Genomic DNA, 20,438 nt, shown 5'->3' with positions numbered 1-20,438 from the left:
ACTCAGCGCAGGCGTTCCTGGAGTTTCGCCCGCGCAGCGGGCCAGTCGTCATCGGTCATCGCGAACTGCGCGGTGGTCCGCCACTCGCCGCCCGCCAACGGCTTGTGCTTGCGGAGCAAACCTTCGAAGGTGGCGCCCAGTTTCGCGATTCCCGCCCGTGACTGGGCGTTTCGCTCGTCGGTGTGCCACACCACTCGCACCGCGCCCAGATCTTCGAACGCGCGGCGCAGCAGGAGCAGTTTCGCATCAGGGTTGACGGTCGTGCCCTGCACCGCCGCCGAGTACCAGGTGTAGCCGACGGCGAGCGCCTGATTCACGGGGCTGATGTCGTAGTAGCTGGTCGAGCCCACGATCCGGTCGGTCGCCTCGTCGACGACGGCGAAGGCGACCCGATCGGGGGTGTCGAGAGCGGTCTGAATGTAGTCGCGGGCTTCCTGCTCGCCGGCGGGGACGGTCGTCCAGCGGAACGGCTCAGGGTTGTCGACGGCAGCAGCCAGGTCGGCCGCGTCGGAAAGCTCGAAGGGCCGCAATGTGACTCGCGTGCCGGACAGGACGGGGGCGCTCAACCAGGTCATGCCGGTACGGTAGCGCTCCGCTGCCCGGCCGTCGAGGGTATTTCAGGCGGCACGCGTAGCCCTCTGCCCACGAAGTGGTAGATCAGGAACGCGAGGCAGAGCGCATGAGACCACACGCCGAGCTGCACGCCACCCATGACCCACCAGGTCATGTCGTCGCCGCGGGTGAGGATTCCGAACATCCGGAAGATGGTGAGATCCAAGGCGAGATCACCGATGAGATACAACAGGATCACGCGCCAGTCGACTTTGAGAAGAACAAAGAACGGCAGGATCCACAGCGTGTACTGCGGCGAGTGCACCTTGTGGAAGAGCATGAAGCCGGCCAGCATCGCTGCGCTGACGCCGATCCAGGGAAAGACGTTGCCGCGCTGCCAATGCCGTACGCCGAACCACACCGCCAACGCGAGCGAGGCGATGATCAGCAGCGGCGAGGCAACCCCGACGATCGAGTTGTACAGGCTCGGGTCGTCGCTGGGTCCGCTGCCGGTGAAATGCCGCAGGCCCCAGTACCAGATGGAGTTGGTGTCGACGTCTGCCTTGCGTTTGCCCTGGAACGACAGGGACGCCTGCCAGCCTTCGAATCCGGCGATCATGAACGGCAATTGCACCGCGAGCACGGTCGCGACCGCGACGCCGGCCACCGCGCCTGCGCCCGCCCAGTCGAGGCGGATCCGAGAATCATCCTGGTCCCCGGGTGACCTCGGTGCCATACCGCGCGTGAGCACGAAGATGGCCAACGGGAGGACGAACAGGCCCGGATAGATCTTGAGTGAGAACCCGATCGACAGAATGAACGAGGCCCAGAGCGCGCTGGTACGCAACGACATCCACGGTCTACCTGTGCGTCTGTTGATCCGTGCGCCGAGCACCATCACCGCGATCGCGCCGACCGTGGTCGCGACGACGGGCAATTCCCAGTTGTGGAAGGCGTAGAGGATCAGTGGCGGGGTCGCGGCCCAGAGCAACACCCACCAGCGCGCGAGCAGGGCGAGCAGGATGACGATGAGAACGCCGAACGGTGCGAGCAAGATGGCCGACTGGGTCAGGAAGTCGATGTCGGTGTGGGCGCCGCTGGCGCCGATGTACATCAGCAGTCCGGACAGCACCGGGTATTCGACGACGCCGCCGTAGAGCACGCCGTTGTCGTCGATTCCGCCGTGGATGAACGGGAAGATGTGATTGTTGATGTCGCGGCCGACCCACAGGAACTGTAGATCCGAGTAGCAGGGCATCACGATCTCGCCCGAACCGACCGGCCAGACGGAGCTGCGGCCGAACTCGTCGAAGGGCGCCCCTCCGCACGTGGCCTTACCCAGATAGCTCAACCACATGAAGAAGGAGCTGACCAGCAACGAGATCAGCAGGATGAGGATGAGTTCGCCGCGTCCTGCGCTGATGCGGGTTCGCCACGAAGGTGCCTGGCCAGAGGGCTCCTTGGGGGTCGCCTCTTCCCACGTCGAAGCGCGGGGTGGCGATGGCATGGGCTACAGAGTAAGGGCGCGCATCTGGCCCTACGAAATCTGGTTGCGATTCCATTCGATCCAGCCCACCCCGATCGTCCCGTCGGCGCTGGTCACCCGCCCCCACGCGCGGGCGAAGTAGGCGACCTTGCCGTCCTCGGATTGCAGGCGGAGCGGCCCGTGTCCGAGGGGTTCGAAGGTGAGCGCGGCGTTTCCCGGTTCGATCTCCAGCAGTGCCGAGATGGGCAGGCCGTCGTCGGTGAACTCGGAGTCGGCGACGTGCCGGCTCAGCTCGACCAGGGGCAGGCCCGGCAGCTGTGCGTAGCCGATGCTCATCTGTGGAAGGTCGGGTATCCGGAGGTCGAGGCCGTGGAGATGGGTGCCATCGGGAGAGTGCAGCGCACTCCACACCCAGTCCATGCCCCACCAGTCGCGGACACCCCAGGAGTGGTCGCGCTGCCCCGGCACCTCCTGCAGCGAGATGACCTCGCCATCGACGGCGATGGTCCCGGTGACCAGGCAGGGAATCTCGTAGCGCGGTGTCACGCGGTACCGGTACGCGTCGCCCGCGCTGGTGAATTGCAGGTCCATGCGCACCTCGACGGCCCTGCCATGCTCTCCGCGCAGGATTGCTGCGGGGTCGTCGAACGCCTCGCCTCGCCCCCGCAGGGTCACCGACGCGGTGGTGAGGGGTTCGTCGAAACGGTGAGTTGCCTGCAGATTCTCGGTGGACAAGCTCAGATCCTGCGGAGTGGGCAGATCGAAGTCGAGGACGGCGACGGTCGGGCGCCCAGGCCCGCAGATCATCGCGGTGTACCAGGAGCTCTTCTGGTTGGGGGTCACCCCGATCCGGACGTAGGCGCCGACTCCGGCCTCGGCGTCGGCGACGTCGAAATACCAGCTCTCGTTCCACAGCTGTTCGTCGCCGGGCGTATGGGCGAACTCGTCCGTCGGCTCGGGTGCCAGCGGTTCGAGGGCCCGGGCAGCGGGCAGCGTCGCCGCGGACTCGAGGTCGAGGGCGAGTTCACAGTGCCGCGCGAACATCGTCATGAACATCTCGTCGCCGCGGTCCGTCTGCTCGACGATCACCGAAGGGACGATGGTCATCAAGATGCCGAAGAAGGTGTGTTTGCGAACGCCGTCGCGCACCTCGTCGACCGAGGCCGGACCGCGCCCACCGAGCCCGTCGAAGTAGATCTGCAGCAGATCGTCGAAGTGCGCGCGTCGCAGCTCGGTCGGCAATGACGCCCCGAGGAAATACGCCAGATCGTTGGTCGCCGGGCCCCACGCCACGGTCTGCCAGTCGACGACCGTCACGGGTCGGGCCGCGCCGGGTTGCCCGAAGAGCAGGTTGTCGAGGCGGAAATCCCCGTGGATCAGACTCTGATGCGGCATGGCCTGCTGCTCGGCGAGATACGCGTCCCAGCTGTCGACCATCTGCTGTGCCAGGTCTCGATGTCGTGGGTCCAACCGGCTCCCGTACCGATCGAGAAAAGCCGGGAACAGGGAGGCGAGCAGCGCCTGGTTGATCGGCGCCTCGCGGTTGAGCCAGTCGGTGGCGGCCAGCTCGTCGTTGCCCAGGACCGCGGATTGGATGCGCGCCAGGGCCCGTACCGCCAGTTCGGCCTGGCCGAGGGTGGCGCCCAGGATGTCGTTGCCGACCTCCGCCGGCCCCGCGTCCTCGAGCACCAGGGCGAATGTTCCCGAGTCGGCTTCGTAACTCGCGTGGTGGCAGCGGGCCAAGGCGCCGGGGCCGATCGAACCGGCGATGTCGGCGTAGAAACGGACCTCGCGTTCGTAGAGTCCGAGCGAGACCCCGGTCGAGCGACTCGTCTCGTCGGAGGCCGCGATCTTCAACACCACCGACTCCGGCCCGCCCCCGTCGTCGTAGCGGACCCTGACCCGGTGGCTCTCACTCATCTGACCCGTCCCGATCCGGGTGGTCTCGAAGGCGCCGACAGAACCACCGCCGATCACTCCGGTCAGCCAGTCGGCGGTCAGGTCTTCGGTGACGGCTATCACAGTCGGGGTGCTCATTCGCAGAAACTAACTGCAGATTCAGTTTCAGTGCGCAGATTGGCGAATTTCGCTGGTCACGGTCAGTTGAGGTAGCCTGGCCAGCGTTGCCGACGCGGCGACCCTCCTGCCACGGAACGTCCGTGGCCGACCTAGTCCATAGGAGGTGATGAGGTCTTATGCGTCACTACGAATTGATGGTCATTCTTGACCCCAACCTGGATGAGCGAACTGTTGCTCCATCGTTGGATACCTTCCTCAACGTGATTCGCCAGGATGGCGGAAATGTTGCAGGCGTCGATGTCTGGGGCAAGCGCCGTCTTGCCTACGAAATTCTCAAGCACACCGAGGGAATTTACGCAGTCGTCGATCTCAATGCGGAACCCCAAACCGTCACCGAGCTCGATCGTCAGCTCAAGCTGAACGAGTCGGTGCTGCGCACCAAGGTGATGCGCGTCGACGAGCGTGCCAAGGTACGTCGCGCCAAGGTTGCTGCCAAGCACGCAGCCAAGGCTGCCGCGAAACCGGCCAAGTAGCCGCTGGATGTTCGAGAGAACCGATCGGGTCTCTTGAACGTCCAATGCGTGTCGGTACCGGGCTCTAGGGTTCCTTATTGACTAGGGGCTCACTCGGTGCACATCGACCCCAACCACTGCGCAATCGCAACTGAACTCGGGAGATACACATGGCAGGCGACACCATCATCACCGTCGTTGGGAACCTCACGGCAGATCCGGAACTCCGGTTCACGCCGTCGGGTGCCGCCGTCGCGAACTTCACCGTGGCTTCGACGCCGCGGGCGTTCGACCGGCAGACCAACGAATGGAAAGACGGCGAAGCGCTGTTCATGCGCTGCAACATCTGGCGCGATGCCGCCGAAAATGTCGCAGAGTCTCTCACCAAGGGTTCACGCGTGATCGTGTCCGGCCGGCTCAAGCAGCGGTCGTACGAAACCCGTGAGGGTGAGAAGCGCACAGTGGTCGAACTTGAGGTCGACGAGATCGGTCCCTCGCTTCGCTATGCCACCGCCAAGGTCAATCGGGCCTCGCGCGGTGGAGGCGGCGGTGGCGGCAATGCCGGATCCGGCGTCGGCGGTGGAAACCGCGGCGGCGGAGGCAATTCCGGCGGCGGCGGCGCTGCGCAGAACGACGATCCGTGGGGCAGCGCCCCGGCGAGCGGATCTTTCGGCGGCGGGGACGACGAACCACCGTTCTGACGAACATCCTCGGGCGCGGCAGTCACATGCCGCGGCCAGAGAACACTTTTGGAGTATGTACACATGGCTGGAAAAGCTAAAGGCGGACGGAAGGTCCGTGGTGCAGAAAAGATCGTCAAGGCCAAGGCCTGCACTTTCTGCAAAGAGAAGAACCTGTTGATCGACTACAAGGACACCGCGCTGCTGCGTCGTTTCCTGTCTGATCGTGGCAAGATCCGTTCGCGTCGGGTCACCGGTAACTGCGTCCAGCACCAGCGGGACGTGGCCATCGCCGTCAAGAACTCGCGCGAAGTTGCCCTGCTGCCCTTCACCTCGACCTCTCGATAAGCGGAAAGGACCAAGAACATGAAACTGATCCTCACCGCAGAGGTTGAGAACCTGGGTGTCGCAGGCGACACCGTCGAGGTCAAAGACGGCTACGGCCGTAACTTCCTGCTGCCCCGCGGACTGGCCATCGTCGCCACCCGTGGAGCACAGAAGCAGGTCGACGGCATCCGCCGCTCGCGGGATCTCCGCGAGGTTCGTGGCGTCGAGCACGCCAACGAGCTCAAGCAGGCCATCGAAGGCCTGTCCGAGGTCAAGCTGGGCGTCAAGACCCACGACTCCGGCAAGCTGTTCGGTTCGGTCTCCACGGCTGACGTCGTGGGCGCGATCAAGTCTGCCGGGGGACCGGCTCTCGACAAGCGCACCGTCGAACTGCCCGAGGGCCACATCAAGGCCACCGGCAAGTACCCGGTCGTGGTGAACCTGCACGGCAACATCGCCGCCAAGTTCAGCCTGACCGTGGCTGCCGGCGAGTAGTCACAGACAAGTCAGACAGCAAACCCCCGGCCATATGGTCGGGGGTTTGTTGTATCTGGAAGTGTTGTGTTCCCGGGTGGCTCTGATAGGCCCCCGCCCACCCGTTTTCGGGCGCTCCACCTGTCGTAATCGGTGGGTGGCGCAAAAACGGGTGGGGGAGTGGGAGCCAGGAAGCTCAGCTCAGGTCAGACCGTGCAGAGTGGGCGGATCTCGTTGGAGCCACCGGTGGTCGGTGAGGTGAGGATCGTGCAGGCGTTGTAGCCGCGATCCTCAGCGATCTTGCGGATCTGCTTCCACTGGGCGGTGGTCACATTCGGCGACCGGGACAGCACGAATGCCGAGGTGCGTTCGGGGCTTCCGACGAAGGCCCAGGAGTAGTCGTCGGCGATGTAGGTGACGACGTAGTTGGTGGGGCCGTCCTTGGACTCCTGCGTCGGGACACCCGGGAAGCTCACGTGCAGCTGCGCGCCGGTGACGGCGTCGTTGACGCGCGCGTTGCCGACGATCTTGTTCTCTCCGTTTGTCCATGTGGTGCAGGTGTTCTCGACCCGGATGTTGCTCGCGTCGATCAGGTCGTACTGCGCCTGGGTGTCGCGCGCGCAGATCAGGTTGAACGGCTGCGGGATTGCGGCGATCTGGTTCCACGTCCCGAGGTATTTCGTGGTGTCCAGTTTGGCCACCGGCTTCAGCGGCTGGGGGAGTGAACTGGTGTCGGCCGAGGCCGGGGCCGCACAGGCGAGCGCGAACGCGAGTGCCATACCGCCGATCACTGCGCGGGTGAGTTTTCGAGGTGAGAACGCCATGGTTGCCATCTCCTAATTCTGTTGCGGTTGTAACTGCGGGTGTGGACGCGCTTGTGTATCCACATTGCCGGGCCACCACATGCGTGGCCCGATCAGGCTGAAGAGAGCTGGTATCACCACTGTTCGTACCAGGAAAGTGTCGAGAAGGATACCCAGTCCGACGATGATCCCGATCTGGGTCAGCGTGATCAGCGGCAGGATGCCGAGCACGCAGAAGACAGCAGCCAAAACGATTCCGGCACTGGTGATCACGGCTCCGGTCGACGCGACCGCTCGGATGATCGCTTGTCTCGTACCGTATTCCGGGGTCTCCTCGCGGGCGCGGATCACCAGGAACATGGTGTAGTCGATGCCGAGGGCGACGAGGAACAGGAACGAGTAGAGCGGGACGTTGTTGTCCAGGCCTGGGAATCCGAAGACGTGTTCGCTGATGAGGCTACCGATGCCGATGGCGGCGAGGGTGCTCAGGACCGTCGTCGCAACCAAGACCGCCGGCGCGACCAGCGCTCGCAGGAACACGATCAGGATGACGAACACCACCGCAAGGATCAGCGGGATGATGACCAATCGATCACGCTCGGAGGCGTTTTGGATGTCGAGGGCTTTGGCGTCTGATCCGCCGACCAGTGCATTGGCGCCGCGCAGTTCTCCGGTGGAGGTGCGTAACTCGTCGATGATGTCGAAGGCCTGCTGCGACGCCGGGTCTGCGTCGAGCACCACGGACCACTTCGTGAAACCGGTATCGGACTGTCCGCTCTCCGTCACGGACACCACCCCGTCGGTGGACTCGATGATTCCCTGAACCTGCCCGGCCGCTGATGTTTTCGCGACAACGGTGGTGGGGTCGGACTGTCCGGGTGGAAAGTGTTCGGACAGCTTGTCGAAACCCTCGACCGAGTCGGCACTGACCCGGAACTGTTCGGTCTGGGAGAGACCGATGTTCGCCCCGACCAGTCCGAGCGAACAGGCGATCAGTGCGGTCAGGGCGACGGCGAGCACTCGCGCGGGGTGTCGGGAGACGGCACCCGCGATACGGAACCAGGCACCACCCTCGGTGGGCACCGGATCGCCGACCTTCGGTACGAACGGCCAGAAGAGTTTGGTGCCGAACAAGGCCAGCAGCGGAGGCAGCACCAGCAGCGCGAAGATCACCGCCACCACGAGACCCGCTGCGGCCAGTGCGCCGAGGCTCCGGGTACTCGGGAGGACGGCGAGCAGCAGGGTCAGCAGTGCCAGGACCACCGTCGCGTTGGACGCCAGGATGGCCGGTCCGGCGTGGCGGACCGCCCGTCGCAACGCGATTCGATGGTCGGGCTCGGCGCGCAGTTCCTCGCGGTAGCGAGAGATGAGCAGCAGGGCGTAGTTGGTGCCGGCGCCGAACACGAGGACGCTGGTGATGCCTGAGGTGGAGCCGTCGAACGACAGTCCGGTGAGTTCGGCCAACCCGGTGCCGACGGAACTGGCCAGCCTGTCGGCGAAGGCGACGACGATGAGCGGAACCAACCACAGCACCGGTGATCGATACGTGACGATCAGCAGCAGGGCGACCACCAGGGCGGTGACCGCGAGCAAGGTGACGTTGGCGCCGGAGAACGAGTTGGCGGTGTCGGCGCCGAACGCCGGGCCGCCGGTCACGTAGGTGGTGAGGTCGCTGGGCAATCCGTCGTCGGCCGCGGCGCGAAGCTCGTCGACGAGGTCGGTGAGCTTGAACCCGTTCAGGTCGGCACTCACCGGCACGATCGAGATCGCTGCCATCTGGTCCGGTGAGAGCACCACCGGCGGGCCGGCGGGGCTGTCTGCGGGAACTGACCGCTCGACGGCGAGCATGCGCTGCTGGGCTGCTGCGACGGCCTCCTGATCGGCCGGGGACAAGGCGTTGCCGTCGCCGCGGACCACGACGAGAACCGCTGGGGCGACGTCGGAGTCGGGGAACTGTTCCAGTAGTTCGTTGACCTCCGCGGAGTCGGCGTTGGCCGGCAGCGACTGGGGAGCCTCGCCGGCGGAGTCGTTCTCACCGATGAGGCCCATTGCGGCGATCGAGATCAGGACGATCACGAGTGCGATGCACCACGATCGTCGTCCGGTCACTGAGGCGGCAAGCTGATCCCAAAGGGTGCGAGAATCAACTGACGTGTCTTTTATCGCCATATTTCAGACAATCTCATATTTTCAAATATTGAGCAAGTAAACTATCTTCCGGCGGGGTTGCACCGCCGGCAGGAGGAAACGATGTCCGAGCAAGTCCCTTCGGGGGACCCGCGTGCCGAGTTGGAGTTTCAGATGTCGGCTGACGTGCGGGCGCTCTCGGCGGAATCGGATCAGATCTCGCGAGTCTTCGCCGGGCTGAACGATCTCAGTGCCAATGATTTTCGCGCTCTGTTGCACGTCATGGTTGCAGATTCGGCAGGCGAGCCACTGACGTCCGGCGCGCTCGGGCAGCGCATGCAGGTATCCGGCGGTGCGGTGACGCATCTCGTCGAACGGCTCATCGGGTCCGGGCACATCCGGCGTGAGGCGCACGAGAAGGACCGTCGAAAAGTGATGTTGCACTACGACGATCATGGGATGGCGGTGGCCAGAGCGTTTTTCGCGCCCCTGGGAAAGCACACGCACGACGCGCTCGCCGAACTCCCGGACCAGGATCTCGAGGCTGCACACCGGGTGTTCAGCGCGATGATCAGCGCTATGAAGACGTACCAGGACGAGCTGAACGGGGCCTAGGTCAGGAGTTACGCGAGATCAGGGTTCGCGCTAGCGCTGATCTGCCGGCAGATACTTCGGGTCGATGTTGTTGTCGTGGTACTTGTCGCCCGCCGGGTAGACGAACTTGAACCACGACTGCGCGAGCGTGAACGCACGGGGACCGCCGACGCACGTGACGGTGACCGGGCTCACCGCGCACGTCGAACCGGCGACCGTGATCGACTGCCCGACATCGAGCAACGGTGGTTGGAACCATCCTTGGGGAACTGTGCTGTACGCCGTGTCCCGGGGAACCCAGTACGGGCCTTCTTGGCCTCCTGAGATGGCCACGCCCACGGCGTCGCGGGGTGCACCGCCGGGCCGGCCGTTGCAGCCGACGTACGCGTACCCGGACCCGAGCGCACACACCCGACCGCCCGGGGTGACGAAGAAGGTCCGCCCGTTGTCCTTGTAGTCGAGTGAGAAGTATGAAGCGGGGTCGACCGCCGCGTAGCCGGAGAGGTCGGGCACCTGTGTGTAGTCGGGCCCTGGCGCGGCCGAAGCCGGCGAGCCGACCGAGAGCATCGCGGCCGTGGCGACCAGCGCTGCCAACACACCGATGAGCTTTCTCATGAATGCCTCCCCAGCATCGCTTGCGTGATGATCATTGCACCACTTCGCGGCTCGAGATGTGGCGGGTTGGCCGGTGCGGGAGGCGTGATCGTAACGATCAATTCAGAGCCGGTCAAGATGTTCACCCGATCGAGGGACACCGAGGCGCAGTCGGGCTGCCGTGGAACTGGCCGACGAAAAGGAACACGCCGAAAGCGGACTTGGAGAGACACGCCGCCGGAGAGGTATCCACAGTGTCCAAATATGCGAAACCCATCCTGAAGTGGCAAAACTGAAGAAAGTCGTCGACTTATCCACAAGTTCCCAACAGGGCGCTAACAGGTATGCGCGGAGCGTCCACAGTTGGTGCACAGGGTGGTGCACAGCTCGGTTTGGCAGGTCCGCCCCGAGCCCTTAGTGTCTGGCCGAGTGGATTGACGGACCGGCGTGACCGGAGCTGGTCGGGACTTGTCGGACAGTCCTGCGAGACTGATTTCGAACAGGTAAGCGAGAAGGGGTGGCGTCTTGGCCGTAGTCGACGACCGTGGGCATGCCGAGGCTCGAGAGCAGGCTCCCCCGAGTGAGGATTTCGGTCGTCAGCCTCCTCAAGACATGGCCGCAGAGCAATCCGTCCTCGGCGGCATGATGCTGTCAAAGGACGCGATCGCCGACGTTCTCGAGAAGCTTCGCCCCGGCGACTTCTACCGTCCCGCGCATCAGGCCGTGTACGACGCGATCCTCGACCTGTACGCCAAAGGTGAGCCCGCCGACGCCGTCACCGTGGCGGGGCAACTGGACCGTGCGGGAGAGCTGCGCCGCATCGGTGGCGCCCCGTACCTGCACACCCTGATCTCGACGGTTCCGACCGCTGCCAACGCCGGCTACTACGCGGAAATCGTCGCGGAGAAGGCCATCCTGCGTCGGCTGGTCGAAGCCGGCACACGCATCGTTCAGTTCGGCTACGCCGGAGCCGACGGTCAAGACGTCGCTGAGGTTGTCGACCGCGCGCAGGCCGAGGTGTACGAAGTCACCGAACGCCGGACCGCAGAAGACTATGTGGCCCTTGAAGAGCTGCTGCAGCCGACGATGGACGAGATCGACTCCATCGCGTCGCGTGGTGGTCTGTCCCTCGGTGTGCCAACGGGTTTCCACGATCTCGACGAACTCACCAACGGTCTGCACGCAGGTCAGATGATCATCGTGGCTGCGAGGCCGGGTGTCGGAAAAGCCTTGGCCCTCGACACACCGTTGGCCACGCCGTCGGGATGGACCACCATGGGGCAGGTGCAGGTCGGCGATCACCTGATAGGCGCCGACGGCAAGCCCACGCGCGTTGTTGCCGCTACCGAGGTGATGGCCGGTCGGCCTTGCTATGAGGTCGAGTTCTCTGATGGTTCAGTGATCGTCGCCGATGAGCAGCATCAGTGGTTGGCGGACTCAACGGTGTCGACCACCGCCGAGATCGCAGCGGCGTTGGCCGCAGGCCAGGCACCGACCGTAGCCAACGTCGATCCGCTGGAGCTGCACTTCGCCGACTTGAATGTCGACGCCTACGCGGTAGGCGCTTGGGTCGGTTCGCGCGGAACCTTGGAGTTCGCGGCGCCGGATGTTGCCATGCGTGTCGACGGCGTCGCCGCCGTGGATTCTCTCAACGCACTTGATATCGATCATCTTTCGGCCGACTACCTGCGGGGGTCAGCAGCGCAACGTCTGGATTTGTTGGCCGGTCTGCTAGATGTTGCCGGCGACGTCGCCGAATCGGGCGCAGTCGAGTTCCGGGGGCCTGCCGCCTTGGCGATGCAGGTTCGCGACCTCGTGTCGGGCCTGGGCTATTCCGTCGACATGCGGTCTGAGGCGACGTCAGTCACATTTGAAACCGTCGACAAGGTCTTCTTTTCCGCGCAGAAAGCGTTGCTACACAAAGAACTTTCAAGAAGTGTTCGGCGTACTCGTACGATCGTCGACGTACGCCCCATCGCCAGCGTCCCCGTGCGGTGCGTCCAGGTCGACAACGTCGACCACATGTACCTCGCCGGTGAGTCGATGATCCCGACCCACAACTCCACGCTCGCCATGGACTTCTTGCGTTCATGTTCCATCAAGCATCACATGACCAGCGCTATGTTCTCGCTGGAGATGAGCAAAACCGAGATCGTGATGCGGTTGCTCTCGGCCGAAGCGAAGATCAAGCTCGGCGACATGCGTTCGGGCAAGATGAGCGACGACGACTGGACACGGCTCGCACGCCGGATGGGCGAGATCTCTGAGGCGCCGCTGTTCATCGACGACTCGCCCAACCTGACGATGATGGAAATCCGTGCCAAGGCACGGCGTTTGAAGCAGAAGCACGACCTCAAGCTGGTGGTCATCGACTACATGCAGCTGATGTCGTCGGGCAAGAAGGTCGAATCTCGTCAGCAGGAGGTCTCGGAGTTCTCGCGAAGCATCAAGCTGCTCGCGAAGGAACTTGAAGTCCCGGTGGTCGCGATCAGTCAGCTGAACCGTGGTCCCGAACAGCGAACTGACAAGCGTCCCATGATTTCTGACCTTCGCGAGTCGGGCTCGCTGGAGCAGGATGCCGACATGGTCATCCTGTTGCACCGACCTGACGCGTTCGAGCGTGACGACCCACGTGCGGGTGAAGCCGACATCATCCTGGGTAAGCACCGTAACGGTCCGACAGCGACGATTACTGTTGCGCACCAACTGCATTTGAGCCGGTTCGTGGATATGGCGCGAGGGTAGACGTTTTTCCTGCGGTAGATTGCTTGCCGCAAGCTCGTGCGACGGTCAACAGTCTCAACATGATCAACAACCCGGCGCCCACGGTCAGGGCGTCAGCTCCCAGCGCAGAACGTTTACAGCGCCTTGATCGTCCACTGACGGATTGCAATACAAGGTCTGGCCCTGAGAGTTGATGGTTGTCGCGGACAGGTCGTAGCAGACGTCACCAGGCGCGGAAGTCCCGTTGCCTGGCAGCGGAAAATCCGGATTCGACGCCACTCCCGGTGTCAGCGCCCAGACGTACGCATCTGTGCCGGCCAGCCGCGCGCAGTATGCTGTCGACCCGTCCGCAGTCGGCGCCGAGGCGCCCCGGGATGAGCAGTAGTCGCCGAGGGTGACAGGTTGGATTGTTGGCTCAGCTTCTTCGACAGTGGCAGGAGCCTCGTACGTCGGCTCAGTGGCGGGGGGTGGTGCAGGCGGAGGCGGTGGTGGCTGTGGTGTCGTCGTCGATGGTGCCGCGGACGTCGTTGGTGAGCTCGGGGCCGGCGAGTTCTCGGTTCCGTCCTCTGACGAGCAGCCGACTATGACAATTGCGATCGCCGCCACCAGCACCCCTATCCGCCTCATGTTCTCTTTCCTAGCAGGAAATGACGCTCGCTACGGGTAAACGCTGCGGGTCGCTGTCGATGCGATCAACAGTGCGTGAGAGACGAAACTGCCTGCACTACAGCTGGAGCCGTTCGGCTCCAGCTGTGTTCCTGAGAGGCGTGCGACTACCACTGGCTGGTGAAAGCGGTCGTCGCGGCCGACTCAGACGTGGCCGACGATATCGGTAGATCTCACTCTCCTTTTATCGAGTTCGTTGTCGTCGTACGCTGTAACGGGCCAGTGCTTTGCCGGTTTGGTCACCTTCAACACTTCGATAGAGTTACGCTCTATCCGATGTTGCGAACTGACGGAGGGGCAAGGCGGATGTCGACTGAAAACGGGCTACTCCCACGCGATCGCGAACGGGGCGCTTCGGGAACTAACTGGTATCGGCCCGGAATCGCGGTAGCCGGATCGGTGGCGGTGCTAGGTGCCCTGCTGGTGTGGCCGGGTAGTGCAGGAGCCGCTCCGTTGCCCGCGGAATGCGTCCAGGCGGGTTCCTCAGGTGTGGTGACATGCACCTACTCCACGGGGACGCACGCACTGACACTGCCCGAAGGTGTTGCGACGGTGACTGTGACAGCCATCGGTGGGCGAGGCGGTAGTTACATCGAGGGCGACAACCGCTATTACTCCGGTGGGATAGGAGCTGTGGTGAACGGAACCGTGGCTGTCCCAGCAGGATCACGCACGCTGCACCCGGTGGTAGCCGGCGATGGCGGCGACACTCGCGTGGGGCCCGATGACAGCCCCGGGGTGGGTGGGTTCAACGGCGGCGGCACGGCAGGAAACCCCAAGTGGCCGGGGCGCAACGACTATGCGCCTGGGGCGGGCGGGGGCGGGGCGTCGGATATCCGCACCGATCCCACTGATCTGGATTCACGGGTACTGATCGCCGCAGGCGGCGGTGGTGGGAGCTACTACGGAAATGGTGGAAACGCGGATTCCCCGAGCCCGTCGGAATGGGGTGGTCATGCGGGGACGCAGACCGCGGGCGGTGCCGGGGGCAGGTCTGAGAACATACCCGGCGATGGGCTACCCGGGCGGCCAGGTGTCGGCGGAACCGGTGGATCTGTCGCCGATTTCCCGGTGGCGCAGTCGATTCTCAGCGGGGCCGGTGGTGGCGGAGGACTGTACGGCGGCGGCGGCGGATCGCTTGGTCACTCCGGCGGCGGCGGCTCTTCGTTGTTGTCCGACGGCTACCACGGAGCCACTCTTGAGGGCCCGTCGATCACTATTACCTACCGGCCACCGGGGTCACCCTGCACGGGCTCGGTCTGCATCGGTCCAGGCCTTTTCGGCAGCAGTTGATCGGTGGCAATTGCGTTCAAGTCGAGCCCAATTGGCTCGGTGGCATGAGAACACCGTCGTGGGTGGTGCTGGTCGCGTCCTCGGCGTGGGCGCTCTGATCGCGATGGTCTACACAATCCTGACATGATCCGTTGCAGCACAATTAGATTACGTCGAATGTGTGGACTACTCCAAGTTGTCTGAGTGATTCGGCGCCTTATTCCTCGAGGTATCCGGTGTTGGGGTCGATCGCGTCGAGGAAGTCTCGGATGCTGGCTCGGTAATGGCTGAGCGTATTGGATGGCGGTGGCGTGGGTCGGATTCTCGTTGCATCCTGTTCCGGCACTTGTGCGGTCATCGGTGCGCTTTCCGAAAACCCATAGCCGGGGTTGGGGCCGGTGTCCCAGGTGTAGTCGTGTCCGCCGTCGCGTTCGGTGATGGTGAAAATCTGGCCGTCGACGGTGAGGATGACCGGGAGCTGGGGGACGAGATCGTCGGGGGCCGCGGCGTCCACCGGGACAGGCGGGCCTGGCCTGGTCGCGAGCGTCGTGCTTGCGCGGTCCGTGGAGCTGTTGAGCCTTCCAGCGTCGCCGTCGCTGGTGGTGCATGCAGTGACCGTGCATATAAGCGCTGTAACGAGGCCGAGGCAGGCCGTCACGATCTGGATTCTGGCGTTCATGGTATTCGGCTGTTCCTCGTGGCGGTGGCTGTAGGCATGTCGCTTGGGTGCGAACGTTTTACGTCGGAGGCAGGAGGCGCTGACCCAGACGGTGTAGGTCCTCCGCGGCGACACCGCAGTCTCGCCCGACGCGCCGATTGCATGAGTCACAGTAGCTGCGGATTCCCCGCTGTTGGCATTGTCTGCGCGTGACATGGGTGCACCTAGACATCCGCGGATATGTCCACCTTGGCTGCGTTGACCCATCGGAGGCATTCCCCTCGTTGCAGCCTGGAGCACCCATCGACTTGGGTGAGACGTCGATGGCTGCTCAGAGGACATCTGTCGACGCACGATGTGCTTGTCCGTGTCTGCGTAGTAACTGTAAGCGGCTTGCCATGCGAAAGGCGTCTGGTCGCGGCGACGCGGCGTCGAGGAAGGCGGTCAGCGTATGCGCTGACACGAAGGTGACCTGTACGTCGGTGTCGACCAGAATGTCGATGAGGTTGATGAAGCGTTGCTGGGCTTCGGGTGAGACACAAGCGAACTCGGGGATGTCGAGGATCGTCCATCGGGTGTAAGTCCGCGCCCAGTTGAGATATTCGATCGTTGACAGCGGTGAGTCGCAGAGCTGAGGGAACGATACAAACAGCTGGTTGTCACGGACGGCGAGGACCGAGAAGTCGCGGCTGCCGACAGTCAGCATTGGCAGCTCGCTGGGGTATGGAAGTTCCTGTGTAGGTGCGGTACTTGTCCAGTCGCTGTTGGAGAAGCCGGCGGAGGTGCCGGAGCGTGTAGCTGCGCGGTAGTCGGTGTGGCCGGCAAGGTGATGTATGTCGAAGTGGGTCTTGATCAGGTCGATTCCCGGTTCAAAGATGTGGTGCCAGATGGGGTTCGGCAGCAGGTCTTCGGGTGCGTAGTTCGATGTCGCCAAAATCGTCACGCGACGAGTGAGGACGTGTTCGAGCATGCGAGTGAGAAGCCGAGCATCTCCGGAGTCGTGCACATGTAGTTCGTCGAAGTACAACAATTGGCTTTGTCCGATCACATCGTCGAGTGCCTGACGCATCGTTGATGGATCGTGTCGATGGGTGTGCATGTGGCGATGGAGGTCGTCAAAGAAGCTGTGGAAATGGATTCGGATCTTCCGGGGTGTGGGTGCTGCGTCATAGAACGCATTGGCCAGCCATGACTTGCCCCGCCCCGCCGAGCCGTACACATAAAGCCCCCGCGGGCACGGCCGGCGTCGACGCTGCGTCGTCACATCTAGGTCGGCGAGACGATGGACGAGCTGCCGCTGAGAGTCATCAAGAACTATGCCCTCGGCGAGCGCCGCATCGTCAATCGCCGACAGGATCTGCGGACGAGTCGTAGGCACCTACCGATGGTCACACGCCGTGGCCGCCCCAGAATGGGAGTGTGATCGACCTCGCTACCGTCGCGATCGAACAAGTCACCCAGGAGTCGGAACCTGAAGATCTGAACATGTTGCGCTACAACGCTATCAAACATCACGTCAGAACCCCCTTCGAAGGTCACAGTCTCATTCGGCCTGGGCAGCCCAGAACGCTGGGCCCACTGTCTATCGGCCTCGGGCGCTGACCTACCCGACGCAAACGTTGTCGTACCGCCCGATTTTCCGGCGTGTCGAGTGTGCCGTTAGATAGCCGCGTGTCCGCGCTCGCTCTTGGATGCCATGCCTATGGCGTGTATCACAATAAATTACATATTCACGTTAGCAAAGTAGCTGTAGGGTTCGCTGTACCGAACGGCCGCCCGTATGTCGCGGACGGTCTGCAACTTTGGGGAGGAACCATGATGAATGTGAAACGACGTGTAGCTGCAGTCTCTGCGGGACTGATCATTGCTGGCGCGGGAGCAATGGCGGCGGCGCCGATCGCATCGGCGTTTGCGGTGACGCCGGCGCCAGGTGGGGGATACGTGCACTTGAGTTCTGATGAGGCACAGGTCCTTCACGATGCGCATTTGGGCGGCACGATTGATGCGGTGACCGGTTGGCAACCCGACCCGGATAGTGGGCTGACTTTCGGCGCCGCCATCGATCAATTTTCCGGACGCGCCGCGGCATCTCCGTCGGGCACCTTTTACGCCGGGTTGACCGAGATTCCCAACAATCTGACCTGGCATACCGGCTGGCGTCGCTGACCCCCGGAAAGTGTTGGTGCCCGCTCGGTTCAACGGGCGGGCACCAACAGCCCCCACGTACGCTGGGTGACTGCGTCGATTCTGCGCAAGACACAACGACTGCAGCGCAATTACTTTCGGATTTTCTAGGGTGTCGGCGGTCGGATGCTGTTCGTCGCTACTCCGGCGCCATTCGTATTAACCTGAGTGGCGTGACCCGTCGATCCGGCCTCGAGTTCGCCGCGCGTGGCGTTTTGCTCCGGCCCTGACTCGTTCTGCATCTCGCTCACCTCGCTCTTGAAGATGCGCATCGATCGGCCGAGTCCTCGTGCTGCATCAGGTAGCTTCTTCGATCCGAACAGAACGAGAAACACCACCACCACCACGATGATGTGCCAAGGTTGCATTGCGCCCATGTTGTTCTACCTCCTGTGGCGGCCGCTGCCGCTGAGTGATCGTTCGCTGTCGGGTCCGTCGTCGCTCGGGTCGGCTGGGTAGGCGTCGAGCATCATGGCGGCGACGGCGGTGAGTGCGTCTTTCCATGCGGTCGACATGTCGTCGGTCCACTTCTCGCCGCCGACGTCGGCCATCGTGTCGACCAGAGTTGTTGCCACCCAGCCGTACATCTGTGGTGTGACACCGAGCGACGCGTGCACTCGACCCAGCGAACCCAGAGAGGTGCGCAGCCATTCGGGGTCGTCGAGATGCTCCAGAACGGAGACGATGGCCCGTTGCAGCATGGTCGCCTGAGGACGGATCTCATCGCCGAAAAGCTGCCGTACCGAGGGGTGCTCGGTGAAGAGGCGTTCGTAGAAGTGCACGGTGAAGTCGGGGTCGGTGTCGGCTACGAGTGCAAGACTGCGCTCGAGCAGTGGTTGGTCCATCGTCATGTCCTTTCCGTGACGGTCATGCAAGGCCGGCGAGATACGTCCGAGCCCACTGCGCGGCGGTGATTCCACCGTCGACCTGGAATGTGGTGTAGTTCGCGTGAGCGCCTGATCGCAGGAACTCATCGAAGATGCGGATCTGCTCTCGCGCACGGACGTCACTGACCTCGCGAACCACCGCGGCCGGTCCTCCGTGGGTGAGCAGCTCCTGCAGAATGGCTCCCGCCTCGACCTGGTACTGACTGATCTGGCTGGGTGTCGGATCACTCGTCTCCGCGAGATATCCGACGATCCTTGTCACGTAGTAGTCCTGCGGCAGATTGCAATACAGGTCTTCTGGTGCGCACAGGCTGAACGAGCGCGGCCGCAACCAGCCCATCCCGCCCGGCCGATCGCCACCGCTCCCCTCCCCGGTCAGTTGCGGACCGATGACGTTGTCTTTGTCAGAGCGGCGGGGGTCGGCCAGCAGGACGACGCCTGCCACATTCGATGGGCTGATCGCCGCGCGGCCGGTGCCGATCTCGGAGGCGACGTCGCCGGCCGCGTCGGCACCTTGGCTGTAACCCGTCAGTGCGATCTTGGTACCGGGGCAACGCTGCAGCATCGCAGCGGCAAGACCGGTTGCGTTCGCCGCTGCCTGCGCTTTCGATTTGCCGTAGATCGCCTTCTCCCAAGGGAATGCGGTCGCGTCGTAACCCACGTACTGCACTGCCGTCTCGGGCCCCAGATCAGAGGTGACCTCATTCAGGACCCCGGGTTGGTCTCCGTTCGCCCAGGTGCCGGGCACGGCCAGAACGTACAGTGCCGGACACTGCGTCGGTGAAGCAGTTGCCGAACCCGTTGTGACACCGGCTGTCCCGAGCAGTGCCAGCACGAGCGTGAGGAAGCCGATCCTGTGCCATCTCTGCCGGGTGCGATCGTGCTGCATGGCCGGTATCCCGGTACTCACCAGAACGCGACGCGCGTCAGGGGTGGTTGGGGTTGTTGATGACGGGGATGCTGATGTTGATGGGCATGCGTAGTTCTGACATGTAGAACAGGACGAATTGGCGGAGGAATTCGTCGAAGAGCCAGTAGGCTTCTTCGGGTACGCCGAGGTCGAGTCCGCCTTCGCGGACGATGACGTAGGGGCCCCAGGCGGTTTCGAGTAGTGGTGTCCATACGGGTTCGGTGGGGATGTGGAGCCAGTTGGCGATGTCGTTGCCGAGCATGAAGCGGGTGAGGGCGCCGAGGATGGGTCTGCTGAGCAGGGTGAGGTCGAGGTTCATGCCCAGGCTCAGGAGGATGTCGGCGAGTTTGATGCCTTCGGGGGTGGGGGCGAGGATGGGGTCGAGGACTTGTTTGGCTTGGGAGTCGGCTTCGTTCCAGGAGGAGGGGATGTATTGGTCTTCGACGCCGAGTAGGTGCGCGGCCAGTTGCCAGGAGTGCAGGAACCCTTCGGATTCGTCGGCGGCGATGGGGACTTTCCACTTTGTGAGGTTGCGCATCACCGTGGTGGGCAGTGAGTGCCAGGTGACCATGATGTCGGCTTGGCTGATGGGTATGTCTTCGGGTGCTGAGTTCACCCAGTGCGGCGATTGGGGTAGCAAATGGCGAACGGCGGCGTGTGCGAGGCGGGTTTTGACGCAGGTGACGACCATTTCGCCGTCGGGTTGGTAGGCGTTGAGTGAGCCGATGTCGTAGCCGAGTTTGGCGGTTTTGGTGATGCGGTCTTTCATGTCCGCGCCGCCTTTGGAGTAGTAGACCGCGCGGGCTTCTTTGGGGATGACGGTGCTCATCATGCCGCTGGCGAAGCCGTAGAGGACGCCGAGGTAGGTGCCGCGTTTTTGGTTGAAGTTGACTGCGCTGACGAGTTTTTGTTCGTCGGCCCAGTCGGGGAGTTGTTTGGCGTGTTCCATGAAGTCGCGGAGTTCGCTGG

The 20,438-nt window shown here is 63.5% G+C and carries 19 protein-coding genes and 1 pseudogene; 8 read left to right on the top strand and 12 right to left on the bottom strand.

Going from position 1 to position 20,438, the window contains the following annotated elements:
• Window positions 1–2: 2 nt before the first annotated feature.
• The 3 genes from BH683_RS18575 to BH683_RS18565 are packed head-to-tail and all read right to left on the bottom strand — an operon-like array spanning window position 3 to window position 4,075.
• Window positions 3–575: a GNAT family protein gene (locus BH683_RS18575; RefSeq protein WP_084837767.1), complete on the bottom strand. Its 573-nt coding sequence runs from the start codon at window positions 573–575 to the stop codon at window positions 3–5.
• The gene (locus BH683_RS18570) at window positions 572–2,059 is read right to left on the bottom strand and encodes a glycosyltransferase 87 family protein (protein WP_084837766.1); all 1,488 of its coding nucleotides are present in this window, start codon (window positions 2,057–2,059) and stop codon (window positions 572–574) included. Before BH683_RS18570 ends, BH683_RS18575 begins: the two co-directional genes overlap by 4 nt.
• A gap of 30 nt (window positions 2,060–2,089) precedes the next feature.
• The gene (locus tag BH683_RS18565; RefSeq protein ID WP_084837765.1) at window positions 2,090–4,075 is read right to left on the bottom strand and encodes a phosphotransferase; all 1,986 of its coding nucleotides are present in this window, start codon (window positions 4,073–4,075) and stop codon (window positions 2,090–2,092) included.
• Window positions 4,076–4,233: 158 nt separating this feature from the next.
• On the opposite strand from BH683_RS18565, the pseudogene rpsF reads away from it, so the two are divergent.
• From rpsF to rplI, 4 genes and pseudogenes are all read left to right on the top strand, one after another.
• Window positions 4,234–4,518, top strand: a pseudogene (rpsF, locus tag BH683_RS18560) (30S ribosomal protein S6); the annotation flags it as partial.
• A 221-nt stretch (window positions 4,519–4,739) separates the two neighbouring features.
• Window positions 4,740–5,270 (top strand): single-stranded DNA-binding protein, encoded by a 531-nt coding sequence (locus BH683_RS18555; protein WP_084837763.1) that lies wholly within the window; start codon window positions 4,740–4,742, stop codon window positions 5,268–5,270.
• A 63-nt stretch (window positions 5,271–5,333) separates the two neighbouring features.
• Window positions 5,334–5,597: a 30S ribosomal protein S18 gene (gene rpsR, locus BH683_RS18550; protein WP_023958686.1), complete on the top strand. Its 264-nt coding sequence runs from the start codon at window positions 5,334–5,336 to the stop codon at window positions 5,595–5,597.
• Between the two features lie 18 nt (window positions 5,598–5,615).
• The gene (gene rplI, locus BH683_RS18545) at window positions 5,616–6,071 is read left to right on the top strand and encodes a 50S ribosomal protein L9 (protein ID WP_084837762.1); all 456 of its coding nucleotides are present in this window, start codon (window positions 5,616–5,618) and stop codon (window positions 6,069–6,071) included.
• 185 nt (window positions 6,072–6,256) lie between these two features.
• On the opposite strand, the gene BH683_RS18540 is transcribed toward rplI, so the two are convergent.
• Both BH683_RS18540 and BH683_RS18535 read right to left on the bottom strand, forming a co-directional pair.
• On the bottom strand, window positions 6,257–6,874 hold the full coding sequence (locus BH683_RS18540; RefSeq protein WP_084837951.1) for a lipocalin family protein: 618 nt from the start codon (window positions 6,872–6,874) through the stop codon (window positions 6,257–6,259).
• A 12-nt stretch (window positions 6,875–6,886) separates the two neighbouring features.
• A complete protein-coding gene (locus BH683_RS18535) occupies window positions 6,887–9,022 on the bottom strand; it encodes an MMPL family transporter (RefSeq protein ID WP_084837761.1) in 2,136 nt (711 codons plus the stop codon).
• Between the two features lie 81 nt (window positions 9,023–9,103).
• On the opposite strand from BH683_RS18535, the gene BH683_RS18530 reads away from it, so the two are divergent.
• Window positions 9,104–9,595 (top strand): MarR family transcriptional regulator, encoded by a 492-nt coding sequence (locus tag BH683_RS18530; protein ID WP_084837760.1) that lies wholly within the window; start codon window positions 9,104–9,106, stop codon window positions 9,593–9,595.
• A 30-nt stretch (window positions 9,596–9,625) separates the two neighbouring features.
• On the opposite strand, the gene BH683_RS18525 is transcribed toward BH683_RS18530, so the two are convergent.
• Window positions 9,626–10,189: a hypothetical protein gene (locus tag BH683_RS18525; protein WP_084837759.1), complete on the bottom strand. Its 564-nt coding sequence runs from the start codon at window positions 10,187–10,189 to the stop codon at window positions 9,626–9,628.
• A 504-nt stretch (window positions 10,190–10,693) separates the two neighbouring features.
• On the opposite strand from BH683_RS18525, the gene dnaB reads away from it, so the two are divergent.
• Together dnaB and BH683_RS18510 are read left to right on the top strand one after the other, a co-directional pair.
• Window positions 10,694–12,913 carry a replicative DNA helicase gene (gene dnaB, locus BH683_RS18520; protein WP_084837758.1) on the top strand — a complete coding sequence of 740 codons (2,220 nt, stop codon included), beginning with the start codon at window positions 10,694–10,696 and terminating at the stop codon, window positions 12,911–12,913.
• Window positions 12,914–14,110: 1,197 nt separating this feature from the next.
• A complete protein-coding gene (locus BH683_RS18510; RefSeq protein WP_246833455.1) occupies window positions 14,111–14,851 on the top strand; it encodes a glycine-rich protein in 741 nt (246 codons plus the stop codon).
• Window positions 14,852–15,047: 196 nt separating this feature from the next.
• On the opposite strand, the gene BH683_RS28840 is transcribed toward BH683_RS18510, so the two are convergent.
• Together BH683_RS28840 and zapE are read right to left on the bottom strand one after the other, a co-directional pair.
• A complete protein-coding gene (locus BH683_RS28840) occupies window positions 15,048–15,509 on the bottom strand; it encodes a hypothetical protein (protein ID WP_210405238.1) in 462 nt (153 codons plus the stop codon).
• A 310-nt stretch (window positions 15,510–15,819) separates the two neighbouring features.
• Window positions 15,820–16,866: a cell division protein ZapE gene (gene zapE, locus BH683_RS18500; protein WP_084837755.1), complete on the bottom strand. Its 1,047-nt coding sequence runs from the start codon at window positions 16,864–16,866 to the stop codon at window positions 15,820–15,822.
• A gap of 293 nt (window positions 16,867–17,159) precedes the next feature.
• Here zapE and BH683_RS28465 point away from each other — a divergent pair, with 293 nt between their 5' ends.
• Window positions 17,160–17,654 carry a hypothetical protein gene (locus BH683_RS28465; protein WP_143696090.1) on the top strand — a complete coding sequence of 165 codons (495 nt, stop codon included), beginning with the start codon at window positions 17,160–17,162 and terminating at the stop codon, window positions 17,652–17,654.
• Window positions 17,655–17,779: 125 nt separating this feature from the next.
• Here the strand turns inward: BH683_RS28465 and tatA are convergent, their stop codons facing one another.
• The 4 genes from tatA to BH683_RS18470 form a co-directional block, all read right to left on the bottom strand.
• On the bottom strand, window positions 17,780–18,040 hold the full coding sequence (tatA, locus tag BH683_RS29165) for a Sec-independent protein translocase subunit TatA (protein ID WP_281492325.1): 261 nt from the start codon (window positions 18,038–18,040) through the stop codon (window positions 17,780–17,782).
• 15 nt (window positions 18,041–18,055) lie between these two features.
• Window positions 18,056–18,517 carry a globin domain-containing protein gene (locus BH683_RS18480; protein WP_084837949.1) on the bottom strand — a complete coding sequence of 154 codons (462 nt, stop codon included), beginning with the start codon at window positions 18,515–18,517 and terminating at the stop codon, window positions 18,056–18,058.
• Window positions 18,518–18,539: 22 nt separating this feature from the next.
• The gene (locus BH683_RS18475; RefSeq protein WP_084837948.1) at window positions 18,540–19,448 is read right to left on the bottom strand and encodes a cutinase family protein; all 909 of its coding nucleotides are present in this window, start codon (window positions 19,446–19,448) and stop codon (window positions 18,540–18,542) included.
• A 37-nt stretch (window positions 19,449–19,485) separates the two neighbouring features.
• On the bottom strand, window positions 19,486–20,438 hold a 953-nt coding region (locus BH683_RS18470), incomplete at its 5' end, for an oxygenase MpaB family protein (protein WP_143696021.1).

The organism is Williamsia sp. 1138, from assembly GCF_002095435.2.
In the GTDB taxonomy this organism is placed as follows: domain Bacteria; phylum Actinomycetota; class Actinomycetes; order Mycobacteriales; family Mycobacteriaceae; genus Williamsia.
Note: the sequence above shows the minus strand (reverse complement) of the source record. Positions and strands in the feature narration are given on the sequence as shown.